This window comes from bacterium (assembly GCA_024224155.1).
In the GTDB taxonomy this organism is placed as follows: Bacteria; Acidobacteriota; Thermoanaerobaculia; order Multivoradales; family JAHEKO01; genus CALZIK01.
Genome location: JAAENP010000017.1, coordinates 1 through 9,978, shown reverse-complemented (window position 1 = coordinate 9,978; position 9,978 = coordinate 1). Strand labels below are relative to the sequence as shown.

General features: G+C 59.0%; 11 protein-coding genes. All 11 read left to right on the top strand.

Features of this window, described 5'->3' with window-relative positions; genetic code table 11:
• Positions 1-923, top strand: a 923-nt coding sequence (locus GY769_01820) for a hypothetical protein (GenBank protein MCP4200656.1), incomplete at its 5' end; no start/stop codon positions are given.
• A gap of 3 nt (positions 924-926) precedes the next feature.
• On the top strand, positions 927-1,313 hold the full coding sequence (locus GY769_01815; protein ID MCP4200655.1) for a hypothetical protein: 387 nt from the start codon (positions 927-929) through the stop codon (positions 1,311-1,313).
• A gap of 120 nt (positions 1,314-1,433) precedes the next feature.
• Positions 1,434-3,941 (top strand): hypothetical protein, encoded by a 2,508-nt coding sequence (locus tag GY769_01810; protein ID MCP4200654.1) that lies wholly within the window; start codon positions 1,434-1,436, stop codon positions 3,939-3,941.
• Between the two features lie 96 nt (positions 3,942-4,037).
• Entirely contained in the window at positions 4,038-4,391 is a 354-nt protein-coding gene (locus GY769_01805) for a DUF2190 family protein (protein ID MCP4200653.1), read from the top strand.
• A gap of 63 nt (positions 4,392-4,454) precedes the next feature.
• On the top strand, positions 4,455-4,799 hold the full coding sequence (locus GY769_01800) for a hypothetical protein (GenBank protein ID MCP4200652.1): 345 nt from the start codon (positions 4,455-4,457) through the stop codon (positions 4,797-4,799).
• Complete coding sequence (locus GY769_01795) at positions 4,799-5,356, top strand: hypothetical protein (protein ID MCP4200651.1); 558 nt, start codon at positions 4,799-4,801, stop codon at positions 5,354-5,356. Before GY769_01800 ends, GY769_01795 begins: the two co-directional genes overlap by 1 nt.
• Positions 5,356-5,829: a hypothetical protein gene (locus GY769_01790; GenBank protein ID MCP4200650.1), complete on the top strand. Its 474-nt coding sequence runs from the start codon at positions 5,356-5,358 to the stop codon at positions 5,827-5,829. The genes GY769_01795 and GY769_01790 overlap by 1 nt, the downstream gene beginning before the upstream one ends.
• Positions 5,822-6,073, top strand: coding sequence for a hypothetical protein (locus GY769_01785; GenBank protein MCP4200649.1), 252 nt, complete (start codon positions 5,822-5,824; stop codon positions 6,071-6,073). Before GY769_01790 ends, GY769_01785 begins: the two co-directional genes overlap by 8 nt.
• Positions 6,074-7,231 (top strand): hypothetical protein, encoded by a 1,158-nt coding sequence (locus GY769_01780; GenBank protein ID MCP4200648.1) that lies wholly within the window; start codon positions 6,074-6,076, stop codon positions 7,229-7,231. It abuts the gene before it with no gap.
• Between the two features lie 131 nt (positions 7,232-7,362).
• Positions 7,363-7,980: a hypothetical protein gene (locus GY769_01775; GenBank protein MCP4200647.1), complete on the top strand. Its 618-nt coding sequence runs from the start codon at positions 7,363-7,365 to the stop codon at positions 7,978-7,980.
• 267 nt (positions 7,981-8,247) lie between these two features.
• On the top strand, positions 8,248-9,978 hold a 1,731-nt coding region (locus tag GY769_01770), incomplete at its 3' end, for a hypothetical protein (GenBank protein ID MCP4200646.1).

The following is a 9,978-nucleotide window of genomic DNA, read 5'->3' as shown; positions in this document are numbered from 1 at the left end:
GTGAGGGCGCCCTTGGGGGCCCCCCCGGTGCGGCTACGGGTGGCGCGGTCGGCCAGGCGATCGGGGGGGCCGTTGCGGGGTCCTCCGGGCTCGCCGCGGTCGCCGGCGTGGGCCAGGCTCAGGTTACGCTAGAGGGGCAGGGGGTCTCCTCCGGGGTCGCCACGGTCGCCGGCGTGGGAGAGTTGACCTCGGCCGGCCTGGCCGCGTCCTCCGGAGCCGCCACGGTCGCCGGAGTCGGCGAGTCTACCGTTGAGGGCGTTGCGGCCTCCTCCGGGGCCGCCACGGTCGCCGGAGTGGGAGGGTCGACCTCTGAGGGCCTGGGGGCCTCCTCCGGAGCCGCCACGGTTGCCGGAGTGGGCGAGTCTACCTTTGCCGGCGTTGCGACCTCCTCCGGCCTTGCCACGGTCGCCGGCGTGGGCCAGGGCGCGGATTCTATCGCGAGCTCCTCCGGATTCGCCACGGTTGCCGGCGTCGGCGAGTCTACCGCGGAGGCCGTCGCGAGCTCCTCAGGGGTCGCCACGGTCGCCGGAGCTCTCGAGGCTACGGCGGAGGCCGTCGCCGCCTCCTCCGGGGCCGCTACGGTTGCCGGCGCCGGTCAAAGGATCTTGTCCGGCGTGGGGGCCTCCTCCGGGGCCGCTACGGTCGCCGGGGTCGGGACGATCGTCCTCGGCTCCGTTTCCGCCTCCTCCGGAGCCGCCACGGTTGCCGGCCTGGGGAAACTAACTTTTGCCGGAGTGGCGGCCGCCTCCGGCATTGCAACGGTCGATGCTGTTTGGGTTGCGCCGATCGCGATTGGGGTTCTATGCTTTCATGATGAGGCCCTCGAGCTCGCCGGCTTTCACAGTGGGGCCCTCGGCTATGGTGAATTTACGGACGAGAGCTTGACGGAGGCCTTTTGTTTTCGTGGAAATGTGGAGAATTGAAAAATGACTGACCACTCTACTCACTTTATAAAGCAAATGACGGGCGCCAAATATGAAGCAACGATCAGGGACGCGGACGGCGTTGCGATTCCTTTGGCTCAATTGACCACGATCGCTCTCACGCTCTACAACGTTGCCGACAACTCGATAATTAACTCGAGAGACGCACAGGACGTGAAAAACACCAACAACGTCACAATTCACGCCACAAGCGGCCTTTTAACTTGGCTCATTCAAGAGGCCGATAATCCGATCGTTGATCCCGTTGCGTTTCCGATCGGCGAGAGTGAGCCTCACGTCGCGCTTTTCGAGTTTACATATGCCGGAGATGGGACTCCGGGAAAGCATGAGATCGTTCTCATGGTGAGAAACCTCGGCCAAGTTCCCTAGCAAAAAACGGATCAAAAACCTATAAAAACGGATCTATTTCCGCCGTTTTTGCAACTTCCCGCCGCTTTTCAACACAAGACACTAGACAGGCCCGCTCAAACTCTGCAATGGTGCGGAATCATGAGCCAAAAATCTTGGTATACGTTCGAGGCCCAGGCCGGCGAGGGGACAGCAAAGCTCGAGATCTTCGGGCCGATCGGCGGGGGCTGGTTCTATGACGAGGATCCTATTACCGGCAAGGCAATCGCTCAAAAGCTAGACGGCCTCGGCGAGGACATAAAAACGATCCGCGTCCTCATCAATAGTCCGGGGGGCTCCGTTTTTGACGCGATACACATTGCAAACGCTCTCCGCCGGCAACGGGAGGAGTTTTCTCGATCTATCGAGGTCGAGATCGAGGCGCTGGCCGCCTCCGCGGCGACTATCGTCACGAGTGCCGGCAACTCCGTCAAGATGCCTCGAAACGCTCTCCTCATGGTACATATGCCGGTCGGCTGGGCCGAGGGCCCGCGGGCGACTATGCTCAAAGTTGCGGAGGGGCTCGAGAGGGCCGCTCGAGCGATCGTCAATACATACCGATGGCTCTCGAAACTCAAAACTAGGGAGCTCCGGGCCCTTATGGAGGAGACGACTTGGATGGACGCCGAGGAGGCCCTCGAGAACGGATTTATAACGGAGATCGTCGATCCCGTGGAGGCCCAGGCCGGCGTTTTCCTGGGGCCGCGGGAGGCCGGCGGGCCGTCGCTCGAGGAGCTCCAGATCCCGGATAAATATCGAGCTCAGGTCCTCTCGCTTTTCAAAACTCGCGGCTGTCCGGAAGGGGTCTCCGCCGGCGCCGAGTTTGCGGACCTTGCAAACGCGGCGGTTGACGCGAGAGTGGAGGATGAGGACATAACTCGAGCGGAGGTCCTCACGGAGCTCGTGGCGGCAACCGAGGAGACGCTCGAGACGATCGAAGATATTTTGAGCGGGGAGCTCGAGTGTCCGGAGGCGGCGATCGTCTCCGACTTTGTTGCGATCCTCCCTATGACTCAGGCCCAGGCCGACACCGCTCTCGAGGCGGACGGTTGCCAGGAGGCCGAGGAGGAGGACAAGGGATCAGAGGATAAAGCCGGAGAGGCCGGCGAGGGAGAGAAGCCGGCCGCCGGCGATGGCGACCAGGCCGAGGACTTACTATCTGCCCGCGGAGGTCGGGCGCCAGGGGGAAAGAAAATGTCAGACGAGAAAAAGACAAACGAAGAGGATCAGAAAAAGAAGATCGCCGCGGCCGAGAAAAGCCGGATCATGGGGATCAATAAAGCCGCGGCCGGCGGGATTAAAGCCGGCTTACCGGAGGACAAAATCCGAGCTCGAGCGGACGCCGCGATCAAAAACGACACCGAGCTCGAGGACTTCAGGGCGGCCGTTTTGGACGAGCTCGCCGAGGTCTCCGATCGCACCGGGCCGCCTCCCAACGGGGGGCACACCGGGATCGAGGCCGGAGAGGACGAGCGGGACAAGCGGATCACGGGGATGCAAGCGGCCTTATGGGCGAGGGCCGGAGTCACGGACACGATCAGGGCCGCGGCTAAAAAGCGGCCGGATCAACCGGCTTTCCAGGAGCTCGAGTTCAATCCGGGCGAGTTCCGAGGAATGACGCTCCTCGATCACGCTCGAGCAACTCTTGAACGAAGCAAGCCGGGCTCCTCGAGCGGTTTGAGCAAGATGCAGATCGCCGGCAACTTCTTTGCACAGGCCGGCCAGCAAACGACCTCAGACTTTCCGGTTGCTCTCGAAAATGCCTTGCACAAAACCTTACTCGCCGCATATACGATCGCGCCGGACTTCTGGCGGCTTTTCTGTTCGGTCGGAACGGTCGCCGATTTTCGCCCTCACCCCAAATATACTCGGGGATACCTCGCGAAACTCAGAGAGGTCAAAGAGTCGGGCGAGTACAAAAACCAGGCCGTCCCGGATGCCGCAAAGGAAGTGCAGCAGGCCGCGACCTATGGCGAGATCTTGGCGCTTACGCGACAAGCAATCATCAATGATGATATGGGCGTCTTCAATGATATCGCAATGATGCTCGGGCGCGCCGCCGCTCTCTCGATCGAAGAGGGAGTTTTCGATCTCTTGAAACTCAACTCCGGCCTGGGCCCGGACATGCAGGACACAAATCCGCTTTTTGATGCGGCTCACAGCAACTTAGGAGCCGGAGTGGCTCTCTCCGTCGCCGGGATCGACGCGGATCGGGTCGTGATGGCGAGTCAAACCGACTCGAGCGGAAACGAGGTCCTCGATCTCCGGCCGGCCGTCCTCGTAATTCCGATCGGCCTGGGCGGCGCGGCTCGGGTTCTCAACCAAAGTCAATATGATCACGACGGTACAGAGATGATGAAACCTAACGCCGTTGTCGGGCTTTTCCGGGATATCGCGGACAGCGCGAGAATCACCGGCACGCGGCGCTATATGTTCGCCGATCCCGCGGTCTCTCCTGTGATCGAGGTTGCATTCTTGGACGGAGAGCAAGATCCCTATATGGAGATGACGGACGGATGGCGGATCGATGGAGTCGAGTGGAAAGTCCGTCACGACTTCGGGATCGCGGCGATAGATTGGCGCGGCGCCGTCACTGACCCCGGAGTCTAATCACGGCGCCGGGGCGTTAATTGCCGGAGGGACGGGAGCTCCTGGCCCTCCATAAAAAGAACAATAGGCAACCTTTAAAAAAGGAGATGGGGCAAAATGGATAATTACCAACAGCCGGGAGATGTGCTCGAGCTCACCGCGCCGGCGGGCGGCGTCGTGTCGGGCGGAATCTATAAGATTGGTCAAATGATCGTTGTAGCGGCCTTTGATGCCGCGGCCGGCGTGGCATTCAGCGCGCAACTGGTCGGAGTTTTCTCGATCACAAAGGTCGGATCCCAGGCGTGGACTGTGGGCGCCCTCGTTTATTGGGATGACGGCAACACGTATTTCACGACAACCGCGAGCGGCAATCAACTTGCCGGGGCGGCCGTCGCGGCCGTTGGAAGTGGCGCCGGAGAGACAACCGGGATCGTCCGTCTGAACGGGATCGCGTCTCTCGATATCCCGTAGGGAAAACAACAACACGGGGAGGGCGGCCTCCTGGCCGCTCTCAACTCTTGGGAGATCGGGCAATTGGATTTAGGCGCGTTGCGACAACTGACAACCGAGCTCAACTTTGACGCTCACGGAGTCCCGGCAACCGTCACGAGGCCCGATCTCGATCCGGTTGAAACCAAAGGGATCTGGGCCCGGCCTCTTTTTGAGGATCAGCCGATCGGGGCGGAGTTTTCGCAGAGGGAGCCGCGGCGCGTGATGGCTTTTTCTCGCGCGGAGTTCCCAACAATCGAGCGGGCGACCGTTGTCTCCGCGCCGGAGCAAATGGGCGGGGCGGCGGTTGACTGGCAAACGGACGGGATCGTTGCAACCGAGGGGCGATATTTTTTGGTAAAGATGATCGCCAAAACGAGTCTAATCTAATGGGCCTCGAGTTCGGAGTCGAAAAGGATCAGGTCGATCAGTTTCTCACTCTCGCTCCCAAAAAAACGAGCCTCGCGGTTTTGCGATCTGTCAAGCGGGGGACAATGGCCGCGCGGACGGTTGCGGCGCGCACGGTCTCTAAGGATATGGGGATCGCGGTCTCCGTTGTTCGCAAGTCGATCGTGATGACGACTCCCTCCGGCAAAACCGGCGCCGTTGGGATCCTCCGGGCAAGTTTAAAGAGGATTCCTCTCTATCTATTCAAGGCGCGTGGCCCGTTTCCCTCGCGGGGCAAGGGGAGAGGGGTCACATATCGAAAGGGCGGAGGCCGCGCAAATATCCGAGACGCCTTTATAGCCAAAATGCCGAGCGGGCATATGGGAGTTTTCAAGCGGAGCGGGCGAGCTCGGTTGCCGGTCAAGCAACTATTCGGGCCGTCGATCGGGCGAGTTTTTGATCTCAAAAGAAAAGCGATCATGGAGGCCGGCGCCGAGGCCGGAGAAAAAGAGCTCGATCGTTTGCTCGATCGGATCTTCGGCACAGGGAGCAAAAGATAATGCCGGAGCCGCTCGAATATCAGATCATAAAGGATCTTCAAGAGTCCCTCCGGGCGATCTCCATAGTCTCCGGCTTTTTTCATGACGTCAACCGGGTCGCGGTAAAACTCGACGCGGACGCCAAGATCGAGGAGTTGATCGGGAGCTCCGGCCTCCGGCCGTTTATCATTCTCGAGATCGAAACGGAGATCTTTCAACATTTTCCATCAGAGCAACTCCGGCTTCGTATGCCTTTCACGGTTCATTTTGTAAACGATACCGATCCAACGGAGGATGATGATCTCCTCCGCTCTCACTTGAGGGCGTCCGCGGACATTGAAAAAGCGATCTCGGTCGATATCACTCGCGGAAAGCTCGCGCACGAGACTAAGATCGTCGGACGGGAAAAGCGAGACTATGAGGGCCAACTGATTTGGTCTCTAATAAGTATAGAGATCCTCAACAATAGGACCTATGGCGAACCAAATGGCTAAAAAACTATTTCGATGTAAGGTCGAAAACTCAACCACGTGTCAGGCGCTCGAGTTCAATCGGGCTTTTGGGCCGGGGGCAATTGTTGATCTCGGAGAGTCGATCGGCCGAATAGGAAACAAAAAGTATAAGCTCGCCGATCTCGTGAGGAGCCTAGATTATTTCGAGGAGATCAAGATCAAAGAGCTCGGCCAGGAGCTCGCCGGCGCCATTCCACTCGAGGGAGAAAACGGAGAGGGGGATTAAATGGCTTTAAGTGTGGGCCGCAAAGGTCAAGTTTATCTGAAAAAAGAGGCGGCATATGGAGTCGAAGAGACGCTCTCCGTTGCGGAGGCCCTCCGTCATATCGAGATCGGGTTTGGCTTTGATCCGTTCAACCGGGTCACGTCGCCGGAAAAAAAGCAATCACCGGGGCCGGTCAACCGTTTTGATCGAAAGAAAACAGCCGAGCTCGCAAACTTGATCGCGTTGCTCCGGCCGTCCGGCGTTCTAAATACGTTGCCGGAGGCCGCGCCGTTGCTCGAGGCGGCGTTCGGGAGCTTTACAAACGAAACACTGGCTACAACGGTCGAAGCGGCGCCGGCGCCGACAACCACAGGAGCAACGGTTCTCAGTGCGGGGACTCTTGTAATAGGGGACGCGGTTTTGATCGAGGTCACCGGGCAAAACAAAAGCCCTTTCGTGAGGATCCTCACCGGAGTGGCTGGAGCCGCTCTCACGTGGGCGCCGGCTTTGCCGGCGGCTCCGGCAACCGGAGACGATCTCAAGGGCGGGATCACGTATAAGCTCACAACCGATCTCGCGATCTCCCTCACGATTGCACACTATTTGGACGCAAAAAAGCGCGAGCTCCTGGGCGCCGGGATCGATCAATGTGCAATGATGTTTGATGCAAACGAGGAGCCGAGGCTCACGCTCGCCGGGCCGGCAAAAGAGCAACTTTCCGCGGCCGGAGTGCAAAGCCAGCCGGCCGGTTTTACAACGGTCGGAGGCAATCCTCCCTCGGGCATCATAGGGGAGCTCTACGTCGACGATACAGAACACGAGTTCAAAAGTCTTGAGGTTGCGCTCTCTAATACGATCGTGGTGAGAAATCAGGAGTATGGCGTAAACGGAGGCACCGAGATCTATCGCCAGGCGAGGCGCGAGATCACGCTCGCCCTCGAGACCTTTGCGGACGATCCCGCGATCCTGTATGAGGAGGCCGTCGCCGGGAACAACGTCTCGATCCTCAAACAAACCGGAAAAACCGAGGGCAATATAGTGGCGATCTATGCTCCTAGGGTCGAGTGGAAAGTCCCAGAGCAAGACGATCCCGACGAGGAGGTAAACTGGAGTTATTCGGCGCTGGCGCTCGAGACGGCGGACGGCGAAAACGACGAGCTCACACTAGCGTTAATGTAAACGGGGCCTCGCGCCGGCTGGCTCCCAGGCCGCCGGCGCGGCGCTAACAGTGCTCGAGGCTATCCCAGACCGGCGGGCGCTCAACAATCCCACCTAAAAAACCAAAAGGCAACGGAGGATCTATTTTGCGGTTGCTTTCCTATTATCCAAAAACGATCGAGATCGACGGAGAGGAGATCCCTTTCAGGATCAAACGTCAGGCAATGGAGGAGAACGTCGACTTTATAAACAGATTGACTGAGGTCGGGACGCCAACGGCCGCGCGTTTTTTCTTTCGGGAGGCTGGGCCGGAGCAAGAAAGGGATGAAGAGGGTAAACACAAAATCGGCTTTGCGGAGATCGTTGCAAAAAAGCTGAATGCTTTTACTCCGGAGGGGCGCGCTAAGTATGAGGCGGCAAAGGCCGAGGACACGGAAAAAGCAAAGGCTTTTTTTATATATGCCTTTGAGAAATTCGTCACAGTGGAGAGCGGCCTGATCGAGGTCCTCCCGGACGGAACGGAGAAAAGTGTCACTGATGGGATCGACGTCCTCCGGCTTTTTGGAGCTCGAGAGGACGTCCTCTCAAAGATACTCGAGGCGATCAGGGTTGAGAATACACTCGGAGCCGAGCAAAAAAAAATATTGCAATCGGGTATCGTTTCCTCGCGTACCTCGAGCGAGCCGGGCCCGGATCGGCCTGGGCCGAAACAAGAGACAATTGCAGCAAGTGTCAAGAGCTCGGACACGGAAGGAGCCGAGGTTGCATAGAGGAGAGTCCCTGGCCGGTCTGGACGGATGGGCCTTTCAAGGTCTCGAGGTGTCCGGTTTTGATTTTAACGCCGGAGCTCCGGGGATATATCGATCTTTTCCATCAAACGCATTATGCTCGGCCGGAGCCGTGGAGCGGGCAACTTTTGATCGAGCGGCGCTCTCTCCCGGCCGCGGGAGGAGTTAATGATCAACCGGCAAAAGAGATGCAAGCTCTCGGGCTCCTCGAGACGGTTGCTCTCGAGATATACCAGGAGGGGCTAAAACGTGGCAAAGGACGAAGATCGAAACGTCACGATAACGATCAGCGCGAAAAACCTCACCGAGGCGGAGTTCGGCAAAGTAAAGCAAGGCTTGTCAGGCGTCGAGGCCGCCGCGGCTAACACCACCAAAAAAACAAGTGCAATGAGCCGGGGCTTTTCCGCCTTTGGAAGGGCCGCGCCAGGAGCTCTCCGGGCCGTTGCCGTTGGGGCGGGGGTTGCCGCCGGCGCCGTTGCGGCCATAACGGCCGCGGTCGTGAAACTCGGGGAGCGTGGCGCCGCGGTTGCGGACGTTCAAAGCCAATTCGATCAACTCTCCGAGGCCGCCGGAGAGACAGGCGCGATCATGTTGGGCGAGCTCGCCGCCGGAGTCAAGGGGACGATCTCAAATTTCGAGCTCATGAAAGTCGCCAACAAAGCTCTCGGCGCCGGCCTCCTCACGAGTTCCGAGGACGCGCGGACACTAGCACAGGGAGCTCGCCTCTTGGCAAAGCGGACGGGGATCGATACCGTCGACGCTTTCAACATGATGACGACGGCAATGGCCTCCGGCCGGACGGCACAACTAAAACAGATCGGTCTGTTCGTGGATAACAAGCAGGCGATCGAGGACTTTGCCGCGTCAACCGGAAAAAGCGTTTCTCAAATGAATGATGCGGATCGGGCCGCGGCGTTACAGGCGGCGACAATGGCCGCTCTCCGAGGTCAACTTGAGATGTTTCCGGCGCCTCTCGCGGACTTTGGCGAGCTCCTCGAGCGGGGCCGCGTCGGTGTGCAAAATCTACTTGATAATCTATCGGTCGGAGTCTCGGAATCTCCGGTTTTCTTGGCGGCCATGAGATCGGCCGGAGAGGCCATCAAAGAGGCTTTTGGAGAGGGCCCGGAGCTCACGGCCGCGATCGTCTCCGGGCTCGAGAGAGCGGCTTTTTTCGCGATCGGCTTTGCTCGAGCGGGGATCTCGGCCGCTCAAAGTATCTTGCAGGGCTTTTCCGCAGTAAAGGCCGTTGTTTTAGGCGTCTCCTCAACCTTTGCGCAGTTGAATGAGACGATCCTCGGCGCCGTCGCGACAACACTCGAGGCCGCCTCAAATATACCGATCCTCGGCGCCGGATATGAGCTCGCCGCGGAGAAAGCTCGATCTCTCGCGGACACGACAACGGCGATCAGCGGAAGTCTGCAACAACAAACGCAGGATGCTCTAATCGCCGCGGCCGGCAATGATGCTCTCGGCCAGGGCCTAACTCGTCTCGATGGAGTCTTAGTGCAGTTCAATCAAAACATGATCAATGCAGGGATGAGCGAGAGGGCGCTCACGGGCGCAACTCAAGAGGCGATCCTCATTACAGATCAAGCAACGGTCTCGGCTTTTAACTGGCAAACCCAACTAACCGAACTCCCTCACGTGATGATCGATCTCCAGGGCAATATAGTCGCGGCAAAAGAGGAGATCTTGTTTTTCGATACCGAAACCGGAATGGTGTTTTCGAGATTCGGATCGAATATGGTTGCCGCGGAGGAGGGCTTCGGCGATCTCAGTGAAGCAATGGCCGCGGAGCTCACCAAGACGACAAACGCTTTTAATTTTTTCGGTCTATCGACGCAAGCCGAGCTCAATGCTTTGGCGGACGCCGCGGAGGAGTCCTACGCGAGAATGCTCGAGAGTGGGGCGGCAACTGAGGAGGCCCTCCGGGAGGCGGCCGAGGAAACAGCAAGGCTCCGACAGCAAGCGCAGGGCGAG

What these genes read in the sequence shown, in the direction of transcription:
- GY769_01815 (MCP4200655.1), top strand. Translation starts at nt 927, where the DNA reads ATGACTGACCACTCTACTCACTTTATAAAGCAAATGACGGGCGCCAAA.
- GY769_01810 (MCP4200654.1), top strand. Translation starts at nt 1,434, where the DNA reads ATGAGCCAAAAATCTTGGTATACGTTCGAGGCCCAGGCCGGCGAGGGG.
- GY769_01805 (MCP4200653.1), top strand. Translation starts at nt 4,038, where the DNA reads ATGGATAATTACCAACAGCCGGGAGATGTGCTCGAGCTCACCGCGCCG.
- GY769_01795 (MCP4200651.1), top strand. Translation starts at nt 4,799, where the DNA reads ATGGGCCTCGAGTTCGGAGTCGAAAAGGATCAGGTCGATCAGTTTCTC.
- GY769_01790 (MCP4200650.1), top strand. Translation starts at nt 5,356, where the DNA reads ATGCCGGAGCCGCTCGAATATCAGATCATAAAGGATCTTCAAGAGTCC.
- GY769_01785 (MCP4200649.1), top strand. Translation starts at nt 5,822, where the DNA reads ATGGCTAAAAAACTATTTCGATGTAAGGTCGAAAACTCAACCACGTGT.
- GY769_01780 (MCP4200648.1), top strand. Translation starts at nt 6,074, where the DNA reads ATGGCTTTAAGTGTGGGCCGCAAAGGTCAAGTTTATCTGAAAAAAGAG.